The sequence below is a fragment of the Dialister sp. i34-0019-2H8 genome, from assembly GCF_042846925.1.
Lineage (GTDB): Bacteria > Bacillota > Negativicutes > Veillonellales > Dialisteraceae > Dialister.
Genome location: NZ_BAABYQ010000001.1, coordinates 1,510,857 through 1,532,122 on the forward strand (window position 1 = coordinate 1,510,857; position 21,266 = coordinate 1,532,122).

Genomic DNA, 21,266 nt, shown 5'->3' on the forward strand with positions numbered 1-21,266 from the left:
AACGTCTTGCCCGCATCCCCGATGGCCGGACTATGCCATTCCGTGTGCAAGACTGCGATAGTGGCTGCGCCATATCATAATATCCGGCGCCGCCACTGATGATCGGTGAGCCATCCCCCATTGCCTGAAAACAGGCCGTTCATACTGAGCAGATCCAGTGGGGCGGGCAGCCTATAAAAAGCGCCCGAGCGATCGATTTCTATCCATTTTACCATATTCATGAACAAAATGCTTTTATTGTTGAAAAGGAAGAGCCTCTCATTATGCCCCTCTCTGCGAAGCATTTCTCAAGCCTGCACATGATTTGCCATTTCCCGCGAAGGGAACCTTCCACCATACCGGCCATAAAAAAAGACTGGCTTTCGCCAGTCTTTTTCGTCCAAAAGCATCCGATTACTTGGAGTACAGTTCGACGATGTTGGTTTCGTTGACTTCGTCCTTGTATGGGAGTTCATCTCTCTGCGGGAAACGAACCAGGGTAGCAGTCCAGTTATCGAAAGATTTTTCGATGTATGGAAGATCGAAGGTCTTAGCTTCCTGGAAGGACTGTTTGAACATTTCGTTGGATCTGTAAGCTTCACGCAGGGAAACGACCTGGCCAGCGCGCAGCGGGTAGGACGGAATGTCTACTCTCTTGCCATCGACATTGATGAGGCCATGGGTAACCATCTGACGAGCCTGACGGATAGAACGTGCAAAGCCAGCACGATATACGACGTTATCGAGTCTGGTTTCCAGCAGGAACAGCAGGTTTTCGCCTACGACGCCGGACATTCTCTTTGCTTTATCATAATAGCGGTAGAACTGCTTTTCAAGCAGGTTGTACATTGCTTTTACTTTCTGTTTTTCTGCGAGCTGGATGCCGTATTCAGACATTTTCTTCTGACGAGCTTCCGCTGGCTGCCGTTTTAACGCTTTCGGATGGCCGTAAACATTTACGCCGAAACGTCTGCTGGTCTTAAAACGGAGATTTCTGTTTGTTGCCATTGTGTAAGTCACCTCTCTATAAAATACCGCTATCCGAATTGAATAGCTTATTTATTATAAAGGGTAATTCGGGCCGTGTCAAATAGAAAATGGTGAATAGATTCAGAATCAGGGGTAGTCCATGGGGCGTGCCGCTCTTTGATTACGTTTGAAAACCTCGATTTAATGAGAAATTAGAAATGAGAAATGCAAAATGGTGGTACGGCGCATAAAAATATGAAAGCGCCGCGAAGTATAAGAAGTATAAATAATGGCGATGCCATGAGCTGGCATTCCAGTCACTAGTCACCAGTCACTTGAGACCTCTAATCCCTAGCTACTAATCCCTAGCTACTAATTTAAGTTTGTCGAACATGACCCGTTTGACCGCGAATGACAAAGATTTCTCGCTTCGCTCGAAATGACGATACAGGAGTCTGATGTCTTCTAGTCTTCTAGTCTTCTAGTCTTCTAGTCTTCTAATCGCCTAGTCACCAGTCACTCCTTCTTCCCCACGACCTTATGCAGCAGAGAGACCACCGTCAGCACCGCAGTGAGCCCGATGATCGTCATCGACCAGGCGACGCCGACCTGCAGATAGCCCTTCAGGGTAAACTCCCACGGAAAATACATGACGGTCAGAATCGCCGTCGCGATGCATCCGATCACAAGGAGCGTACTGTGCGCGCGATAGGTGAAAAGATAGATGATGCCGGCCATATAGCCCCAGAAACCGCCACCGATCATCAGATCGTGATAATAAAAGACAAGCGACAGTGCCGAGCACATGATCGCGTACTTCATACCTTTCATAAAGGGACTCCTTTGTTCATATTTATTATTGGCATATCGCAAAAAGATGCCGGATCGCCCCTTGGACGGCTCGCCCATGGATCTTCTTAGTCTTCTTTAAACAGCTTGCTGTACGCGTTCAACAATGCATTGCCATGGTAAGCCAAAAGTAAATCTGACTAAGGTGTGATCCGTGTTTGCCGGGTCATTTCCCTCCTACTACCTTTTGGAAATCCGCATCCCCGCGGAGCCATTCAAAGTGATCCTGACTGAGCGCCTCAGGGCGGACATGCTCTGGATCGATCGTCATCGCTTTTTGCAGATATGAGAGCGCATTTGCCTTATCCTTTTTATCCGCATAGTTCGTCGCGATCCCATAGAGAGACCACGTATTCTTTGGATCGACAGCCAGCACCTTCCGAAAGTAGGAGATCGATTCATCATAATGCTTGGCAAGCTTCTGCGCCATCGCCATATCATAAAAAGCCTGCGTATAATCAGGATTGATTTTGAGCGCCTTCAAAACCTGTCCGATCCCCTGCTCCGGCGAAACATCGAGTGCCAGTATGAGCCCCTTCAGAGAAAGCGCTTTGTAATTCTCCCGATCGATTTCCAACGCCTTGTCACAAGTGAGAAGTGCCTCCCGATTCTGCCCTTTGGCGTAGAGAGTAGACGCCTCTTGGAAAACCTTTTCTGAAGCCGGCGCGATCTCATGGATCGCCTTCACGGACACAGACTGCGAGGAAGCGGCGGGTGCCGAGGAAGCCGCTGGTTTCATCTCTGCGCCGCAGCCAGAAAGGCCCACGGCCAGAAGCGAAGCGAGCAAGAGCGCGTAAATTTTCATGATGATTCCCCTTTCTGATGGGATTTCTGCTCGTGACATTGTATAATCATTATAGCAGAAGGGATTAGAGATGAGTAGCTTCGAGTAACTGATGACTGTTGACTTGAATGCTACCTTCGGGCATCGCCTCCTATGTATTCGCGGCGAAGCCGCCACCTTCATTTCTAGGGAAACACTGAACCCATTATTTTCAAGGAGGTTTTCTTATGAATCCATACGCATTTATCACAGGTGCCACGAGCGGCATCGGCCTTGCCACTGCCAAAGCGCTGGCAGCCTCTCACTACGACTTGGTACTCGCTGCCAGAAATACAGAAAAACTCGCGAACGTGAAAACGGACATCGAGAAAGAAAGCGGCGTGAAAGTCACGACCTACGCACTGGACGTACAAGACCGCGAGGCCATCAAGGAAGTCACCTCCCAAGTACTCGATACCTTCGGTGCGCCGGATGTGCTCGTGAATGACGCAGGTCTTGCCAGAGGCCTCGAGCCCTATCAGGACACAGCCCCGGAAGATACGATGGAAATGATCGATACAAATATCAAGGGCCTCTTCCTCGTCACCCGCGCCTTCCTTCCTGCAATGGTAAAAGAAAATAAAGGTCACGTCGTAAACCTCGGCTCCACGGCTGGTCTTTATGCCTATGCCGGTGCGGCAGTCTACTGCGCGACAAAGGCCGCTGTCAAAACCTTCAGCGATGGCCTTCGCATCGATGTCATGGCAAGCGATGTAAAAATCACCACCATCCAGCCGGGTCTTGTGGAGACACCATTCAGCGAAGTCCGTTTCCACGGCGATACGAAACGTGCCGCTTCTGTCTATGCAGGCATTGATGCGCTGCAGGCAGAGGACATCGCGGATGTCATCGCCTTCGTTGTCAGCCGTCCGAAGCGAGTCCAGATCAGCGACGTCGTCATCATGGCTGCCCAGCAGGGGACAGGCTTCCTTGTCAGCAAGAAATAGCGACCGGAGATCTGATTTCACTAAAAAAATCCTCACTTCTTTCGAAGTGAGGATTTTCCATTTTCATTTATACATTCGAGCGGAATTTCAGGAAAAAGAGCTGGATAGCAAGCATCATGACCAGCGCCACCACGCCGCCTGCCAGACCATTCCCTGTGAATCCATCTACCAGGTAACCGACGACGCAGCTCGAAGCGACCACCATGACATAGGGAATCTGGGTCGAGACATGGTCGATATGGTGACACTGCGCGCCCGCCGAAGCCAGGATCGTCGTATCGGAGATCGGAGAAATATGATCGCCGCCGACAGAGCCAGCCAGCACCGCAGCGACCGTCATGACCATGAGATTCTGGTCATTATTCACGACAGCCAGCACGATCGGGATCAGGATGCCGAAGGTCCCCCAAGAGGTACCGGTAGCAAAAGCAAGACCGATAGCCACCAGGAAGAAGAGTGCCGGGAGCATGATAGCCACCGATGCATTATCGCTGACCACATTTCCTACATAGCCGCCGATATTCAGGTATTCCTTACCAACGACACCAGAGAGCGTCCATGCGAGCGTCAGGATCATGATGGCCGACGTCATCTGCTTGAAGCCTTCACCAAAGCAGGAACAGAACGTACCAAAGGAAAGCACCTTTCTTGGAATATACAGGACAAAGGTGAATACAAGCGCAATGAAAGAACCGATGACAAGGCCTCGTGCGGACTCACAGTTTGCAAAAGCATCCGCGACGCCTTTGCCTTCCAGAATACCGCCTGTGTAAAGCATACCGAAGATACAGCCGCAAATCAGGACGAAGAGCGGGAGTACAAGGTCGATGATGCGGCCATTTCCCACCGGCGCACTCGATTCGTCATCTGCATACTCTTCCGGAATCACCAGCGTGCCGCCGCTCTTCCTTTCAAAACCAGCCATGCGGGAAAAATCCTTTCCCGACCAGATAAGGACCAGCATGAAAATGACCGTCAGCCATGCATAGAGATTCAGCGGAATGGTCGAAAGGAAAAGAGCGAATCCATCGATCTCACTTCCCTCCGGCAAAGAAGATGTAACTGCCGCCGCCCAGGAAGACACCGGCGCGATGATGCAGACCGGTGCTGCTGTCGCATCGATGATGTAGGCGAGCTTCGCACGGGTGATCTTAAAGCGGTCTGTGACCGGACGCATGACCGTACCGACTGTCAGACAGTTAAAATAGTCATCAATAAAAATCAAAACACCGAGCACCATGGTGACAAAGAGTGCGCTCTTTTTACCCTTGATCGTGCGCGCTGCATAGTCTCCATATGCCTGCGAAGCCCCTGATTTCTGAATGGCTGCTACCATGATACCAAGCAGCACCAGAAAGACCAGGATGTACACATTGCCCCCGACCTTGTCCGACATGATCTTGAACATCGTATCAATAGCCCCAAGTACGCTGAAGCCGGTGAACATGAAGGCACCCATGAAAATGCCAATGGCCAGCGACATGTAGACTTCCTTCGTCGCCAATGCCAGGATAATTGTCACGACTGGTGGCAGCAGTGACCAGATGGTTTCACTCATTCACTCATTCCTCTCTTCTAAAAGCAGCACCTCGCTGCAATGTAATATTTTGTTTATTATACTCTAAATACCCCTATTTGTACACCAAGCTGATCACTCTCCTGCCGTCTTTTCATTTTCAAAAATACCCGGCGCTGCAATAGCAAGGAGAACGAGCAGAATGCCAAAGCCCTGGACAAAATTGAAATGGGTATGAAAGATGAAATAGGACGCAATGACAGAGATCGCCGGTTCGATGGTCGCAGTGACGGAAGCCTGTGAGGCCGGAAGGAACCGAAGGCCTGCATTGTAGCAGGTAAAAGATAGCGCCGTACCAAGGACAACGATCCAGAAAATATCGAAGCGGACTTCCGGAGCAAAGAAGCCGGAGAAGTCCCCCATGGGATTGATGATATAGGAAGCCACGGCTCCAGTGAACATGCCCAGCGCGAGGACGAAGGAATTATCCAGTACACCGATGAAGCGCTTCGGAAATACACAGCAGATCGCAAAGAAGACCGCTGACGCCAGCCCCAGATACACGCAGTCTGCAGGTACCGAGAGACGACTCACATCTCCGCCCGTCACCAGAAGGAGGACTCCGATGATCGCCAGTACGACGGCCGCGAGCTCCCCTGCCAGCGGCAGCCGTCTTTTTTGAAAGGAGACCCAAAGGATCACCATCGCCGGACAGGTATATTGGATGACCGTTGCCGCTGCCGCATTGCCGGCGGCGATCGAAGCAAAGTAGGTATAGTGCATCAGCATCAGACCGACTACACCGTAGAAGATCAGTCCCCACCAGAGAGATGGCTGTTGCCCCAGCTTCCGCCAGCTGTCTTTCAGCTGTCCTTTGGCAATAGTCACAAGCAGCATGATGCCGCTCGCACAAAACATGCGGAAGACCGTAAGATCCATCGAGTCGAGTGTACTTTTTTGGAAAAAATCCTGCGCCGCAAGCCCGCACCCCGCCCACATGGTGCCTGCTGTCATAACGAGAAGAATAGCGATAAGATGCATAGAGGTCACCTGTTATTATAAAAAGGAACAAAATACGCTTTCAGAGTCAGTCCTTGAAGTGAAAAGGAGACTAAGAGACGCGAAAAGTATTGAGCGGGACATTTCCGTAAGCCGCTGCTTTCACCATTGGCCTGATCTCGGGCATGAGTCAGCTTGATTACCGTCACTCGCAATTTCCCGTCACTTTCCTTTATATAACACAAAAACCCGCCATTGGCGGGTTTTTCATGGTGGGACTATTTGGATTCGAACCAAAGACCTCTTCGATGTCAACGAAGCGCTCTAACCAGCTGAGCTATAACCCCATGTCAGATGAATGTATTATACACGATATGAGCGAAACATGCAAGATGCTTTTTTGCAATTTCTTGCATATGGCTAGACAGATGCGGTATCCACGCTGCAACTCGCCATCTTGTTATGGATCGCAGTTTCGGCGATCGACGCCGCCGATCCTATCGGCTTCATTTACAGGATAAGAAGCTCGCCATGCCGTAAGATGACAGGAACATCGTTCCCGGCAGGGTAATGTTATTAAGTTAAGGAAATCGTTAGCTACGTAATGTCTTGCTTCCCCCTTCGGGGGAAGTGCCGAAGGCAATAGGGGCATGCTAGCGGTATAGCGTGCTATGTTGAATAGTCCGATGCTATCGATATTGAAGTGGTAAACTAAAATTGGACACAGAGGGGGTAATCTTTAGACATACAGTGTACACTGCATAGGCAGTGCAAAATAAGCACTGGACAGAGTGTCCCCCTTACTGGACAGGAGGTTTGCCATGAAGTACACGAAAGAACAAAGATTGGACATCGGTCGACGAATTTACTACAGCGAAATAAGTCGGTATGAAGCCGCGGAAGAATATGGCATTAGTGAGCAGACCGCACGGAATTACATGAGAATGTATCGGGATGTCAATCGGCTGCCGCCCAAACACGGTCAGAGATCCATCGGCGCACTCTCTTTCAAGAAAGAGCCGGTAGAGCTGGATGAACTGAAATCTATGACAAAGGAGGAATTGATCCAGGAGCTGATCAAGGCCAGGATCACAGAAGCAAGGTTAAAAAAAGGATACGAGGTGAAGGGAGATGGTACGGTAATTCTATACGCCAGCAAGACTACCAAGTGATTATGGAGCTGTCAGGAGAAATCCCAGTGAAGATCCTATGTAAAGCAATGGGCATCCAGCGGAGCAGTTTCTACGCATGGAAGAAGCATCTCTCCCATCCTTCGGAAAGAGAGAAGAACCTTGCAAGCAATGTCAGGCTGTTTCAAGAATACCACTCGAAGTATCCGTCGCATGGTTACCGCTGGCTGAATGCCAAGATACGCCTAGACAAAAACATTGTCCTGTCTGACCCCTATGCTCATAAGTGTTGCAAGATTGCGGGAATCAAGAGCAAGTCCAAGCATTACCGCTACAAGAAGGCTGGAGATCCGGCACGGATATTCCCAAATCTGCTCCTGTCAGAGATGCAGATTGACGGGCCGATGCAGTGCATCGTGAGCGATATGACAGCGTTTTATGTGAAGGGCGCCTACTACGAACTGACTCTTTACATGGATCTCTGGAACAATGAGATTGTCATCTATTCCCTTTCGGCAAAGCGTGGCGACCGCATGACCTATATCAGTGGGCTGAGAGATCTGATTGCATGGAAGGAGCAACATCCAGAACACCAAATGATCCTGCACACGGACCAGGGATCTGTCTACGCATCTAAGGCCTACAACGACCTGCTGCCCATGTACGGCATTACCCGGTCGATGTCACGTGCCGGAACGCCGACAGATAACGCTGCAATGGAATCTGTCAATGGATGGATTAAGGCCGAGATGTTCATGGACTTGCACGTGACCGGAGAGAAGTCCATCGCGGAAGAGGTGGATGATTACATCCATTTCTTTAACGAATATAGGCCAGCCTATACACTGGGCTACTTGACGCCGAAGCAGTACCGAGAACGCCATATTTCTAAATGCTGAACTTATTCAAGTTGTAGTTGGCATAAAGTGTCTGGCGGTTCCCGAGACGATGTTGGAAGATTTACTGTATCTTGTACAAGTATTCAATTTTTATGCCTAATTTTTTTAGTTTCGTGTCCAATTTTTGTTGACAAGTGCAATATTCAAACACCTTCATGCAATACCGCTACGTAGCCCCCTCACCCCTTCGGGGAGCTCCCCCGATGGGGAGCCAAGAACGTTCTTCCGCTTAACTTAATAGCATCGTTCCCGGCAAGGCGAGCTTACGGTGGACAAGATACGGATCTTCTTCAAATCCATCTATCAGGACTCCAAAAAGCGAACAATGCTTCTCTGCACTCATCCCATGTTATTTGTACGTGGGGATCTCTCAGAAATCAGAACTCATTATACAAGCGAATACCCCGCCTTGCAGAATCCTGTAAGGCGGGGTATTCGTAGAATTGTAGTTTGGTGGGACTATCTGGGTTCGAACCGGAGACCTCTTCGATGTGAGCGAAGCGCTCTGACCAACTGAGCTATAGCCCCATGTGATACTACGTATTATAGCACCACATGAGAGATTTGTTAATAGTCGTTTTACACAGAAGCGAGGAAGATCTTTGGATCACGTTTCATCTGTTACATATGAATGAATCCCAGTACATTGGCAAGGGAGGAGATGAAAATAACAGCCAGACAGATCGGCGCAAGGAAGCGGACGAAAAGACCATAGACACATTCATAGCGGAATTTTGAAGACTGCTTCACTTCGTTCTCGATCCACTTGATGCCGACAGTCACCACGATGAGGACGCAGGTCGCAAAGGCCGAGACCGGCATCATGATGGAATTCGTCAGGAAATCAAAGAAACTGAGAATATCCATACCAAAGATGGTGATGGATGCAAGAGGACCGAATCCGAGCGAAGAGAGAGAGCCCAGCACGATCATCAGAATGAAGACGGCAAAGGTCGAGAAATTACGACTCCAGCCGCATTCATCCTGGAAGGTGGAGACGCTGGTTTCTGCCAGAGAAATCGCTGAGGTAAGAGCAGCAAAGAGGACGAGTGTAAAGAATACGACACCCACGAGGGTACCAAGCCCCATGCTGGCAAAGACTTTCGGGATGGTGATGAACATGAGAGACGGGCCCGCATTCAGCATTGACGGATCGCCGCCGGAGAAGGCAAAGACTGCCGGGATGATCATAAGACTGGCGAGGACAGAAATTCCTGAGTCGAAAGCGATGACCTGAAAGGTCGCATGCTCCAGATCAAATTCCTTCTTCATGTAAGAGCCATATGTATAGAGGATCCCCATCGCGACAGAAAGAGAGTAGAACATCTGCCCCATCGCAGAAACAACCGTCATCCAGGAAAAATGTTCCAGGTTGGGCACCATGAAGTAGGTGACGCCTGCCCATGCACCGGGCAGCGTGACGGAGTAGCCGGCCACCATGATCGCGAGCACAATGAGTACCGGCATCATGATTTTGGATACGCGTTCGACACCATTCTTGACGCCGGCGAGAATGATGGCAAGGACGCCGGCGGTGAAAACGATGAACCAGAATTCAGCCGCCATGCCGTCAGAAACGAAGGCACCGAAAAAGGTATCCGTCGCAAGCAGTTTCGTATCACCGGCGAGGTATTCGAAGAGGTAACGGGTGACCCAGCCGCCGATAACGCTGTAGTACGGCAGGATCAGCATCGGAATGACGGCATTGATCCAGCCCCCTGCGGTAAAGAAGCCGCTCTTCCCGAAATGATGGAAAGCTCCGACCGGACTCTTTCTCGTACCACGTCCGAGCGCGGTCTCAGAAACGATCATCGTATAGCCGAAGGTGACGGCCAGCAGAAGGTAGGTCAGGAGGAAGATGCCTCCGCCATACTCTGCAGCAAGGTACGGGAATCTCCAAATATTCCCGAGGCCGACAGCGCTGCCTGCGACAGCCAGCACATACCCCATTTTGCCGGAAAAGGTACTGCGGCTATTCCCATTTTGATTTGTCATATGATTGCCCTCCTATTGGGTGCTGAGGAAACACTGATGCAATAATTTTTTTGACTGGTGACTCGTGACTTAAGGAAAGAAGAATGCATCCGATTTCCACTTATACGGAATGGAAAACGGCCAGCCGTAAGACTCTATGTCCTGAAAAACGCGGATATGGAATGCCTTATGGCTGACCGTCAATCTATACACCGGTTCAATAGATTCTATGGAACTACGGAACCTGTTGGCTCATTCATCCAAGCTGAGTCATCAAAGGATAATGGACCCCCCATTATTCTCCGAGCGGTACCCACTTGCCACCCTTGACTTCGAGGACTGCGAGGTCCATCTTCGGATCACGGTTTTCATCGAATGCAAATTTGCCGGTAGCGCCTTCGAAGTCGCTGATCTTAGCCAGGGTATCGCGGAATTTCTTGCGATCGGTGGTGGTACCAGACTGTTCAACTGCCTGATGGAGGACATACATCGCATCATATGCCTGAGCGGCGAACTGATCCGGTTCATGTCCGTATTTAGCCACATATGCTTTACGGAAGTTCTGTGCCTTGTCGGTCTTTCTTTCCGGGTTCCAAGGAGTAGCTACGACGGTGCGGTCAGCTGCTTCGCCAGCCTGTTTGATGTATTCCGGGCTGTTGAAGCCGTTGCCTGCAAGAACATACTGGTTCATGCCCATTTCACGCGCTTTCTTCACGATGAGAGCGCCTTCCTGATAGAGACCTGCGACAGCGATGACATCCGGGTTTGCTGCCTGGATCTTGGTCAGCTGAGCGGAGAAGTCGGTATCTTTATCTGCGAAGGTTTCATCTGCAACGACTTCGAGACCGAGCTTCTTGCAGGCATCCAGATAGAACTGGTGTTCACCGACCATCTGGTCATTGTTATTGGAGTACATGATAGCGATCTTCTTGAAGCCCAGTTTTTTCTGTGCTTTTTCTACCACCTGCGGGATGTTCATTTTGCCCGGGATTGCATTACGGAATACATAGTCGCCGATTTCAGTGACTTTCGGGCCGGTGGTACCGGTGCCGAAGACAGCGACTTTGGACTGCTGGGCGATCGGGTCGGCAGCCATCGCTTCACCGGTGGTCATCGGTCCTTCGATAGCGAGGACTTTATCCTGTTCGATACACTTCTTCATAGCGTTGATGGCTTCATTCTTGACGAGCTTGGTATCATACACCTTAAGATCGATCTTGACCTTAGTGTTCGGATCCTTGTTGATTTCCTCGACTGCGAGTTCCGTGCCTTCCTTCATGGCGACACCGTAAGCCGCACCAGGACCGGTATAAGCGGTGATGAAACCGAGTTTTACGGTTTTGCCGGCATCTGCGCTGCCGGAAGCTGCTTTCTTATCTCCGCCGCAGCCTGCGAATGCACCTGCCAGTGCTGCTGCTGCCATGACTGCTGCCATTCCTTTGATCCATTTTTTCTGCATAATTTTCTACCTCTTTCAATAATCAGCTACTCCACCCCAAAAGATCGTATGAAGAAATAAAAAACTCCGCCGGCTTTTCTGCCAGCGGAGGCGCGAACGCGGTACCACTCCGATATTTCACTCTATGCCAAGCCAATGCGGGTAAAAAAAGCCCCTATCCTCTTTCGAAGATAGGGGCGAAGTCTCGCGGTACCACCCTACATTGTACTTAGCAGTCTTATTCGTAACGTGAATGAAACGCCTGTCATTACTCAGTTCACGACAAGGGCTCTCGAGGGATATTATACAAGGCTCTTCGCCGATTCTCACCATCCATCGGCTCTCTTTAGAAGAGATCAAGTACTTTTTGTCTCGTTCATAGCTTTCTTTGGGGGTATTGGATTTTAAATTGTGATTATTTTACTTCCTGCTTCATGAGTTGTCAAGAGGGATTTTGGAAAAAGTTGAAAAAACTGTGCAGGATTATAATACATATGATTCTTCTATCATCTGTGGCAGACATACTGACATGCCATCCCCTCATCTGACGTCTATGCCTTCTGTCCTTTCCTGAATCAAATACTCATCCTTGGCTCTTCATACCAGTATACTATACATACATGTAATGTATATATTACATATACTACAACGAAGCAGCTATACATGTAAAGTTTACAAAAATACATAAATCCATGCATATCAACTATATTTTCTTTGCCTTTTCTCTCCTTTTCCTATATACTACTATAGTAATAGTACACAAAATAGCTGAAAGAAGTCTGCAGGGCTTTCCCTCTGCGAATCTGACTTTCCCCCTTTGGAAAACGAGGTTCAACCCATGAATATGACACACGAAGAACTCTTCGTAAAAATTCTTGACCAGATGCCCTTCGGCGTTTACTGCGTCGATACAGAACGCAAGATCTTCTACTGGAGCAAAGGCGCAGAGCGCATCAGCGGCTACAAAGCGGAAGACATGCTCGGCAAGCACTGCTTCGAGAGCCATCTCGATCATATCGATGAGACCGGCACCCATCTGTGCCATGCCATGTGTCCGCTCGTCGCGACCATTTTCGACGGACTATCCCGTGAAAAAGCCGTCTGGCTGCGGAACAAAGAGGGCGACCGAGTCGCTGTCCTCGTTCACACGGAGCCCCTCTTTCAAAATGGAAAGACGCTGGGCGCTATCGAGTACTTTTATAAGATATAAGTAGAGCGACTGGTGGCTAGGGATTAGGGATTAGGAGTCTCAAGTGCCTAGTGCCTAGTGCCTAGTGACTAGTGACTGGTGACTACATACCATCTGCGGGCTTCGCCCTTTTTATACTTCGCGGCGCTTCATAATTTTTTGCGCCGCACCACCACTCCTCACTCCTCATTCCTCACTCCTAACTAGAGAGTAGAACTTTCACCCGCAATCAAGGGGCAGCACGCCCCAGGGGCTACACCATGACTATTACTACGACAAAGGCGGTGACGAACAATGAATAAAGATGTTTCACTTGACGTAATCAATCATTCTATACAAAACAGCATACTGCACGCTATGCCCGGAGGCATTTTTATTTATCGGGCGGATACCCATGACATTCTGTATGCCAATGATCGTTTTCTTGCCATGCTTGGCTATGACAGCCTGGAAGCGCTAACTCAATCGCGTGGCCATACCTTCGATGACATTCTCTCCGCCGCCGACAAAGAGCGTGTTTTCCTAGAAATCGAACATCAGCTGCGGCAGAGCTTGATCGGATTCGTTGATTTCAAAGCCATCACAAAACAGGGTCCTCTCCGATACATGGAGATTTTTTGCCGTACCACCACACTTCCGGACTATGGACATGTGATTGTGGCCTTCGCCGTCGATGCAGGAGCGAAGTACCTGACCTACTCTATCGACCGGCTGACAGCGCTCCCGGGGCAGCGTCGTTTCCTTGAATATGCAGCCAAATGGTTCAAGCTTGCCAGCATGAATCCGGCATCACCGCCGATTGTGATCCTTTATTTCAATCTCTGCCACTTCAAGTCGTACAATATCCACTTCGGCCTTGATGCAGGTGATGCCCTCCTGCTCCATATGGCGGAGACGCTCAGGGAATGCTTCCCGAATGATTTCATTGCGCGCTTCTCTGATGATCATTTCGTCGTCCTCACCTATGACATAGATCTTCAAAACCGTGTCATCGATGCCCACAAGAAGCTGCTTTCCATGTACATGCGTTCCCCGCTCGAAGTGAAAATCGGGATCTATCAGGTAGAGGATCTCTCGATCACGCCGAGCAAGGCCTGCGATCTTGCGAAGCTCGCCTGTGACAGCATCAAGGATCGCCTTGATGTCTTCCTCTGTGAATATACCGCCAAGGTGCAGCACGCCGTCCTCATTCGTGACTATGTCATCGATCATCTGGATGAGGCCTTTTCCAAAGGCTATATTCAGGTCTACTACCAGCCTGTCATCCGCTCCATCACGAAGACGCTATGCGGTCTCGAAGCGCTGGCCCGCTGGATCGATCCCGTGTACGGATTCCTGAAGCCGAGTGAATTCATCCCGGCTCTTGAAAATACACGCCAGCTCTATCAGCTCGACCTGTACATCTTAGAAGAGGTCTGCAAGCGCCTCCGCGCCTGCCTGGATGACGGCATACCGGTCGTCCCGATTTCCATCAACCTCTCCCGCATGGACTTCCTCACCTGTGACATCTTCACCGAGGTGGAAAGACGAACCCAAAAATACCGGATCCCCCACCACCTTCTCTGCATAGAAATCACGGAGAGCATGTTCGTACAAAACGCACGAGAGATCCGCATCATCCTCGACCACTTCCGCGAGGTGGGCTATCAGGTCTGGATGGATGACTTCGGAAGCGGCTACTCCTCACTGAATGCGCTCAAGGACTATCACTTCGATGAGCTCAAGATCGACATGGACTTTCTGTCGAATTTCACGCAGCGCTCGAAGGATATCATCCAGTCCACCATTCATATGTCAAAAAAGATCGGCATTCGTACGCTGGCAGAGGGCGTGGAAACGGAAGAACAATTCCGCTTTCTCCGAGACATCGGCTGCGAAAAGATCCAGGGCTACTTCTTCGGCAAGCCGCTCCCCTTCGATGAGATGAAAGCCCATATCCTTCTGCAGCATATTGACGTTGAGACAGAAGAGCTCACAGCATATTATGAAAAAGCGGGAGATATGGACTTCACGACGGATGAGTCACTTGCGATCGTAGAGACCATGGAAGATGGCAAGCTCTATTTCCGCTTCGCCTCCCCAGCCTATCAAGACGTACTTGCTTCCGTCGGCGCACCCACTACACGTGACAGTGAAGCCCGCCTCAATATGCCGGAGAGCCCGATCCGTAAAAAAATCGCGCGTCTGCTCTCCCATGTCTACGATTCCGACCAGCCCTACGCCATCACCTATACCATCGATGATCAGTATCTCTGGCTGAAGGTGCAGAAGATCGCCCAGCTCGGAAAACGCTTCCTCATGCGCTGCAAGCTTCTCAATATCACACGCAATGCCATCCAGATCGAGCAGATGAAAGTGAACGGTCTTGAAAAGGATCTCTACGACCTCTACCATGCCATCGTTATCAATGATCTTGACCGCGGCACCTGCCAGCCTGTCGTTTTCTGCCGGGACTATCACAAGTTTCATCCCGGTCACACCTACTGTTACCGCACAGCAATGCGTGCTTTCGGATATCTCTCCATTCAGAAAGAAGACCGCCCTCGCTATGAGCGCTTCATGGATGCGGACACCATCTCCGATCGCCTTTCTGCACATGGCGGCACACTCTCTGAATACTTCCGCACCCTGACGCCGAACGGCTTCGTCTGGTGTCAGCATGTCTTCATCGCTATCCCCGACACCAATTGCCGTATCTTCCTTCACACGGTCAAGCCCGCCGCCCCGAATAACCTCGCCATGGAAAAGGGTCTTGTCAAGCTGTATAACGAGATCAAGAAAGACTGGTGACCTGTAACCGGTGACTGGTGATAGGACCGGCAGCATAAAAGGCTCTCCGTACGAGCATTGCGCGGGAGAGCCTTTTTTCGTGTGCCGATCTGCGCTATAATATAGGATATAAGTTTCAACGTACAGCGGTGTGACCGGAGATCAGAGTAGACCATGTAGGGCACTTTCCTCAAAAAGGATCTTCCCGCCAATGGAAAAACGGGACTGCCATTTCCTCACTCATGACATCTCCGGATCCCCCACACTTTTTTCAGGAGATACCCATGACAGAATCCACACGATGCACCATCATCGTCAATCCGACCTCCGGACGCGAACGAGCCCCGCGCTATATCCCGCTCCTCCATACGACACTGGCAAAGCGCTATGACAATATCACGATCAAGCTGACTGAAAAAGCCGGAGATGCCACGGAATTTGCACGCATCGCCGCAGAAAAAGGACGTGACGTCATCTGCATGGGCGGTGATGGCACGATCAATGAAGTCATCAATGGCATGGTACCCGTAGGAAGTCACTCCGCCTTCGGTTTTATCCCTTTCGGTACAGTCAATGACCTCGCCCGCGCTCTTCACATCCCACGCTCCCCACAGGGAGCCATCCGTATGCTCGAGCATGCAGTCAAGACGAAGATCGATGTCGGCAAGATCAATGACCGCTACTTCATCAACGTTGTCGCCGCCGGTCTCATTTCTGAAGCAGTCAGCGAAGTCTCCATCAAAGAAAAGACCCTCTTCGGATCGCTCGCCTACTTCATGAAAGGCATGCAGGTCTTGAACAAGCAGAGATCCTATCACTTCAAGATCGAAGAGGAAAACGGCACCGTCATACAAGTCTCCTCCCCTTTGATCGCTGCCATGCTGACAGACTCTGCCGGCAGCTTCCGCAACCTCATCCCGCCGGAGGATCGCAATAAAGGCATCATCAAGCTCTGCCTCTTCCACGACTTCGCCTGGCTGAATGCCATCAGGCAGGCACCGAAGCTCCTCGCCGGTTTCCAGATGGGTCCTGACTTCGTCACGGTCGTCGGTATCAAAAAAGCGCACATCTCCATCACGGAAGGCGATACCCTCTCGACCAATGTAGACGGAGATAAGGGACCGAATTTCCCGATCGACCTTGAGATCCTCCCCTCCCGTCTCCCCGTCTTCGTTCCCGAGCACGTGGATGACAATGCGACGCATCTCCCCCACTTCTTCGAACGCGTCGCTCCACACATGCATTTCCCATGGGCAGAAAATGGGGAAGAACCGATCAAGGGGACGACCATTGAAGAAGTCGTACGGGAAGTGCAGGAACGGGAGAAGAGGAAGAAGTGCTAAACGAAGAGACTTGAAGACTTGAAGACTTGAAGACTTCAGACTTCAGACTTCAGACTTCAGACTTCAGACTTCAGACTTCAGACTTCAGACTTCAGACTTCAGACTTCAGACTTCAGACTTCAGACTTCAGACTTCAGAAAACGCGTCCGATGTTTCGCATGTTGCGAAACATCGGACGCGTTTTAGCGTATTGCATATTGCCCAAATGGCTTATTACAAATGGCTTATTATTGAGTACCCGCTTGTACCACGCTCCCTCCGCCCACGGCTTTTTTCGACATTGCTTCTCTTTCCCAGAATTTGTGCCATCCGCATGTCTGACTAGTGAAAGCCAAAGGAAGACGCTTCTATCCATATACCGCCATTGATGAGTTCTCACGCTGGCGTTATATGGAAGCCATTGAAGAGTGCAGCACCTACTCTTCCATGATATTTCCGATGCATCTCGTTCAGGCTTCCCCTATGCCTATGGAATGTGTGCAGACAGATAACGGCACCGAATTCACTAAACGATTCAACAAAGCAAGGCTTGACGAAGACCTTACTCTTTTTGGGCGTACATTAAAGAAGTATGGAAATCTCCCAAAGATACACTCCATGGTTTCATCAAGCACGGTATAACATATGTTTGACAAACCAACAATTGGGAAAAGATACGTGTCAGTTTTATCCCTTAATCAATAAAAAAGGTGTTGCAGCATATGCCGCAACACCTTAAAAAAGCAGTAATTAAAACACTGTCTGATTTGACGTCGTGATCTAATCTATGTTTTTTATGATTTCACTACCTTCTCCGTATTTTCTGCAAGTCCCGGGAAATCCAATGTCGCGAAGAGGTCGCAAAGGGTTTCATTTCTGCGGATCTGCTGGATGCTGCCATCTTCATGGACGAAGATCTCCTGATGACGGAGGCGTCCATTGTAGTTATAGCCCATGCTGTGACCATGAGCGCCGGTATCATGAATGACGATGAGGTCGCCCATTTCGATTTCCGGAAGTGCTCTCTGGATGGCGAATTTATCGCAGTTCTCACAAAGGGAGCCGGTCACGTCATAGACGTGATCCTTCGGTGCATCTGCTTTGCCGAGGACCGTAATGTGGTGGTAGGCGCCATACATCCCCGGACGCATGAGGTCGGCCATGCAGGCATCGGTACCGATGTAGTCTCTGTAGATGTGCTTGTAATGGATGGCTTTCGTGACGAGGAAGCCATACGGGCCGGTCACCATGCGGCCGCATTCAAAGGAGATGCAGGTATCTTCAAAGCCTGCCATTTTTTCTTCGAAGAGCTTCTTCGCACCTTCGCCGAGGCCTTCGAGGTCGACCGGATCCTGTTCCGGACGATAGGGGATGCCAATGCCGCCGCCAAAGTCGATGAAGGAGACGGTGATGCCTTTTTCTCTCTTGATCTCATTCGCAAGATCAAACATCATGCTGATGGTTCCGAGAAGCCCCGGGAGCTGGAGCTCCGCGGAGATGACCATGGTATGGATACCAATGTAGGAGATCCCATGGTCCTTCGCCCAGTCGACACAGGTCATGAGCTGGTCCTTGGTCATGCCATACTTGGCTTCTTCCGGAGTACCGATAATCGCATTGCCGCGTGCAAGCTCCGGCCCCGGATTATAGCGGAAGCAGATCTTTTCCGGGACGATGTGAAGACGTTCCATGTCGCCTAAATTCGATACATCATCCAGATTGATGATGGCGCCAAGGTCATTCGCTTTCAAAAATTCTTCGTCCGGGGTATCATTCGAAGAGAATACGATCTGATCACCGGTGATGCCGACACTCTCAGCAAGCACCAGCTCTGCCATGGAGCTGCAGTCTGCACCGATGCCGAGCTCCTTGAGGCTCTTCATGATCCAGGGGTTTGGCGTCGCTTTCACCGCAAAGTATTCATGAAAATTCGGATTCCAGGAAAAGGCCTTCTGCAGACGCTTCATATTGTCGTGGATGCCTTTTTCATCATAGATGTGAAATGGTGTACCATACTGCTGTGCTACCTGTCGGATCAGCTCATCGCTGAATGGGATCTTTTTATCAGTCATTACATATCCTTCTTTCCTAGTCTTTTGATTTTATCAGAAAATTCGATGTTTAATTATAACACACGAGCATGGGATTGACTATAGAAAATAAGAAGGGGTTCAGGGTGAGCCCATGGAGCGTCAAGCCCCAGAGACAGACCCTGAACCCTAGAGAAAATCGTCTTACCAAGTGACACTACCGATGAACGGTTCTACTTACTTATTATCCGCATTCGCTACAGCTTTCTTGCTGTATTCTTCTGTCCATTTCTTGAAGTTGCCATTGTCCGTATTTTCTTTGATGACTTCGTTCACGACAGCAAGGACATCTTCGTTGCCCTTCTGAATGGCAGCCGCAGAGTTCTTGACAGCATTCGGGAATTTGATATCCGAGAACATCAGGTCATCATTGAAGATGAGATACTGCTGACCGACGATGCCTTCGACAACGAGGCCATCTACCTTACCATGCTTGAGCTCGAGCACGACTTCAGGGACATGCGCAAGACCGACGATCTTGGCATCCTTGATCTTTTCCTTTGCCAGAGCTTCCTGTGTGGTGGACTTCTGGACGCCGATGGTCTTGCCGTAGAGATCTTCTACTTTCTTATATTTATCCGCATCTGCCTTTTTGATGATGACAAGCTGTTCTGTAGGCAGATAGTTGTTCGAGAAATCCATAGATTTCTTACGTTCATCAGTTGGGTTGATACCGGCGATGGCGATATCGACCTTACCGCTGGTCAGCGAGGTCAGAAGCGCCTGGAAATTCATATCCTGCACTTCGAGCTTGACGCCGAGCTTGTCAGCGACTTTCTGTGCAAGCTCCATATCAATGCCGATGACTTTCTTTTCGCCGACGGATGTATCGACGAATTCATATGGCGGGTAGCCAGACGCAGTGCCTACGACGAGCTTGCCTTCTTTCTTGATCTTCTGCATCAGCGGACTTTCTTTCTGCGTCTGTGGCTTGCTCGATGCCGCTTTGTCAGCGCTGCCGCCGCAGCCTGCCAGGGTGAATGCCGCCATAGCTGCCAGACCAAGGGCAGCTGCTTTCCATGCTTTGCTATGTTTCATCATCATGATACGCACCTCTCTAGTGAAATCGTCCCCATCGGACTTGCGGAAACGCTGATTAAATCGCAGAGTCAGATTTCATCAGTGTTTCCTTACGTTTTTGTATGCATAGATAATAGCATGATTATGCATATATGTCAATAATTATTCATTCAATTTTCGCAATTTTTCGAGATCCAATTTCTTTTATTCTTCCCTTTACGGAAAGCTCCGCATGCGTGCAGCAGATAGGCTCTGCGATATCGCGTACTTTTCAGCCTTACTCCTTCCTGCTGATAAAAAGGCGCAGCCTCCTCCATGGAGACTGCGCCTTTTATGCAAAATATGCACGAGCAAAGTCCGATAGCCTTACTTCGCTTTTTCTACTGCGATCTTGCTGTACTGATCGACCCATTTCTCAAACTGGCCGGATTCGGTATCCTTCTTGATGATCTCATTGATGATCTTCATGAGATCGTCATTGCCCTTCTTCATCGCTACAGCAGAGACTTTCTTTGCCCCTTCGAACTGTACATCTGCAAGAGCGAGGTCATCATTGAAAATCAGGTACTGTTTAGCTACGACGCCTTCGAGAACGATCCCATCGAGCTTTTCATTCTTCAGCTGCAGGATCGCATCCGGTACGCTGGAGAGACCGAGGGCTTTCGCACCTTCGACCTTCTGTGCCGTCGCTTCCTGTGTGGTGGACTTTTCTGCGCCGATGGTCTTGCCTTTCAGATCTGCCGCTGTCTTATATACATGCTGATTCTTCTTCAGGACGAGCAGCTTCTGCTCCGTCGGAAGATACTTGTCAGAGAAGGCCATGACTTTCTCGCGTTCCGGAGTCGGGGAGACACCGCCGACAGCGATATCGACCTTGCCTGCCGTGACGGAGGAGAGCAGTGCAGAGAAGCCCATATCCTGGACTTCCATCTTGACACCGAGCTTGTCAGCGAGCTGCTGGCACATTTCGATATCGAGTCCGATGACCTTCTTGTCAGCAGAGCCGGAGTCTACGAATACATATGGCGGGTAGCCGGAAGAGGTGCCGACGATGATCTTGCCTCTCTTCTTGATGGTTTCCATCAGCTGTCCCTGCTGCGCTTCGCCGGAGGCAGCAGATTTCGCTATGCCTTTGTCATCCCCGCAGCCAGCCATCAGAAGTGCGCCGGCAGCAGCCAGACCAAGCAGTGCGAATTTTACAGATTTTTTCATTTGAAAGACCTCGCTTTCCCAAATTGGTAATTCACTCATGCCATACTAGCATGATGATGGAAATCATGTCAATAAGAAAAACGGATGCAGCCGCTAACGTACATCCGTCCTTAGATTTGTAAAATTTTTGAAAACGCTGCA

At 50.0% G+C, this 21,266-nt stretch carries 18 protein-coding genes, 2 tRNA genes and 1 other annotated feature; of the genes, 7 read left to right on the plus strand and 13 right to left on the minus strand.

Annotation, left to right across the window (positions count from 1 at the left end):
• Nucleotides 1-74: 74 nt before the first annotated feature.
• The 4 genes from ACGG9R_RS06420 to ACGG9R_RS06435 all read right to left on the minus strand — a co-directional run bounded on the left by ACGG9R_RS06420 (nt 75) and on the right by ACGG9R_RS06435 (nt 2,602).
• Nucleotides 75-221, minus strand: a complete 147-nt coding sequence (locus ACGG9R_RS06420) for a hypothetical protein (protein WP_390152909.1) — start codon at nt 219-221, stop codon at nt 75-77.
• A 172-nt stretch (nt 222-393) separates the two neighbouring features.
• Nucleotides 394-987: a 30S ribosomal protein S4 gene (gene rpsD, locus ACGG9R_RS06425; RefSeq protein WP_022106694.1), complete on the minus strand. Its 594-nt coding sequence runs from the start codon at nt 985-987 to the stop codon at nt 394-396.
• Nucleotides 988-1,464: 477 nt separating this feature from the next.
• Nucleotides 1,465-1,779, minus strand: coding sequence for a hypothetical protein (locus ACGG9R_RS06430; RefSeq protein WP_390152912.1), 315 nt, complete (start codon nt 1,777-1,779; stop codon nt 1,465-1,467).
• 184 nt (nt 1,780-1,963) lie between these two features.
• Nucleotides 1,964-2,602 carry a tetratricopeptide repeat protein gene (locus tag ACGG9R_RS06435; protein WP_390152914.1) on the minus strand — a complete coding sequence of 213 codons (639 nt, stop codon included), beginning with the start codon at nt 2,600-2,602 and terminating at the stop codon, nt 1,964-1,966.
• Between the two features lie 206 nt (nt 2,603-2,808).
• On the opposite strand from ACGG9R_RS06435, the gene ACGG9R_RS06440 reads away from it, so the two are divergent.
• Nucleotides 2,809-3,567 carry an SDR family NAD(P)-dependent oxidoreductase gene (locus ACGG9R_RS06440; protein WP_390152916.1) on the plus strand — a complete coding sequence of 253 codons (759 nt, stop codon included), beginning with the start codon at nt 2,809-2,811 and terminating at the stop codon, nt 3,565-3,567.
• Between the two features lie 67 nt (nt 3,568-3,634).
• On the opposite strand, the gene ACGG9R_RS06445 is transcribed toward ACGG9R_RS06440, so the two are convergent.
• From ACGG9R_RS06445 to ACGG9R_RS06455, 3 genes are all read right to left on the minus strand, one after another.
• A complete protein-coding gene (locus ACGG9R_RS06445) occupies nt 3,635-5,125 on the minus strand; it encodes a Na+/H+ antiporter NhaC family protein (RefSeq protein WP_390152919.1) in 1,491 nt (496 codons plus the stop codon).
• 93 nt (nt 5,126-5,218) lie between these two features.
• Nucleotides 5,219-6,124 carry a DMT family transporter gene (locus ACGG9R_RS06450; RefSeq protein ID WP_390152921.1) on the minus strand — a complete coding sequence of 302 codons (906 nt, stop codon included), beginning with the start codon at nt 6,122-6,124 and terminating at the stop codon, nt 5,219-5,221.
• Nucleotides 6,125-6,352: 228 nt separating this feature from the next.
• Nucleotides 6,353-6,429, minus strand: a tRNA-Val gene (locus ACGG9R_RS06455).
• A gap of 474 nt (nt 6,430-6,903) precedes the next feature.
• On the opposite strand from ACGG9R_RS06455, the gene ACGG9R_RS06460 reads away from it, so the two are divergent.
• On the plus strand, nt 6,904-7,254 hold the full coding sequence (locus ACGG9R_RS06460) for a hypothetical protein (protein ID WP_287835597.1): 351 nt from the start codon (nt 6,904-6,906) through the stop codon (nt 7,252-7,254).
• Between the two features lie 2 nt (nt 7,255-7,256).
• Entirely contained in the window at nt 7,257-8,111 is an 855-nt protein-coding gene (locus ACGG9R_RS06465; RefSeq protein WP_287835595.1) for an IS3 family transposase, read from the plus strand.
• A gap of 451 nt (nt 8,112-8,562) precedes the next feature.
• Here the strand turns inward: ACGG9R_RS06465 and ACGG9R_RS06470 are convergent.
• From ACGG9R_RS06470 to ACGG9R_RS06480, 3 genes are all read right to left on the minus strand, one after another.
• Nucleotides 8,563-8,639 (minus strand) — tRNA-Val (locus ACGG9R_RS06470).
• Nucleotides 8,640-8,732: 93 nt separating this feature from the next.
• Nucleotides 8,733-10,106: a sodium-dependent transporter gene (locus ACGG9R_RS06475; protein ID WP_390152924.1), complete on the minus strand. Its 1,374-nt coding sequence runs from the start codon at nt 10,104-10,106 to the stop codon at nt 8,733-8,735.
• 274 nt (nt 10,107-10,380) lie between these two features.
• Nucleotides 10,381-11,544 (minus strand): ABC transporter substrate-binding protein, encoded by a 1,164-nt coding sequence (locus ACGG9R_RS06480; RefSeq protein ID WP_390152927.1) that lies wholly within the window; start codon nt 11,542-11,544, stop codon nt 10,381-10,383.
• A 169-nt stretch (nt 11,545-11,713) separates the two neighbouring features.
• Nucleotides 11,714-11,912: a binding site (T-box leader), on the minus strand.
• A gap of 449 nt (nt 11,913-12,361) precedes the next feature.
• Here ACGG9R_RS06480 and ACGG9R_RS06485 point away from each other — a divergent pair.
• The 4 genes from ACGG9R_RS06485 to ACGG9R_RS06500 all read left to right on the plus strand — a co-directional run bounded on the left by ACGG9R_RS06485 (nt 12,362) and on the right by ACGG9R_RS06500 (nt 17,445).
• Entirely contained in the window at nt 12,362-12,733 is a 372-nt protein-coding gene (locus tag ACGG9R_RS06485) for a PAS domain S-box protein (protein WP_390152930.1), read from the plus strand.
• 273 nt (nt 12,734-13,006) lie between these two features.
• On the plus strand, nt 13,007-15,502 hold the full coding sequence (locus tag ACGG9R_RS06490; protein WP_390152933.1) for a putative bifunctional diguanylate cyclase/phosphodiesterase: 2,496 nt from the start codon (nt 13,007-13,009) through the stop codon (nt 15,500-15,502).
• A 263-nt stretch (nt 15,503-15,765) separates the two neighbouring features.
• Complete coding sequence (locus ACGG9R_RS06495; protein WP_390152936.1) at nt 15,766-16,824, plus strand: diacylglycerol/lipid kinase family protein; 1,059 nt, start codon at nt 15,766-15,768, stop codon at nt 16,822-16,824.
• Nucleotides 16,825-17,148: 324 nt separating this feature from the next.
• Nucleotides 17,149-17,445: a hypothetical protein gene (locus ACGG9R_RS06500; RefSeq protein ID WP_390152939.1), complete on the plus strand. Its 297-nt coding sequence runs from the start codon at nt 17,149-17,151 to the stop codon at nt 17,443-17,445.
• Between the two features lie 152 nt (nt 17,446-17,597).
• Here ACGG9R_RS06500 and ACGG9R_RS06505 read toward each other — a convergent pair whose 3' ends face one another.
• The 3 genes from ACGG9R_RS06505 to ACGG9R_RS06515 all read right to left on the minus strand — a co-directional run bounded on the left by ACGG9R_RS06505 (nt 17,598) and on the right by ACGG9R_RS06515 (nt 21,125).
• Nucleotides 17,598-18,875 carry a diaminopimelate decarboxylase family protein gene (locus ACGG9R_RS06505; protein WP_390152942.1) on the minus strand — a complete coding sequence of 426 codons (1,278 nt, stop codon included), beginning with the start codon at nt 18,873-18,875 and terminating at the stop codon, nt 17,598-17,600.
• Nucleotides 18,876-19,070: 195 nt separating this feature from the next.
• Nucleotides 19,071-19,937 (minus strand): transporter substrate-binding domain-containing protein, encoded by an 867-nt coding sequence (locus tag ACGG9R_RS06510; protein ID WP_390152945.1) that lies wholly within the window; start codon nt 19,935-19,937, stop codon nt 19,071-19,073.
• A gap of 342 nt (nt 19,938-20,279) precedes the next feature.
• Nucleotides 20,280-21,125, minus strand: coding sequence for a transporter substrate-binding domain-containing protein (locus ACGG9R_RS06515; RefSeq protein ID WP_390152948.1), 846 nt, complete (start codon nt 21,123-21,125; stop codon nt 20,280-20,282).
• Between the last annotated feature and the right edge of the window lie 141 nt (nt 21,126-21,266).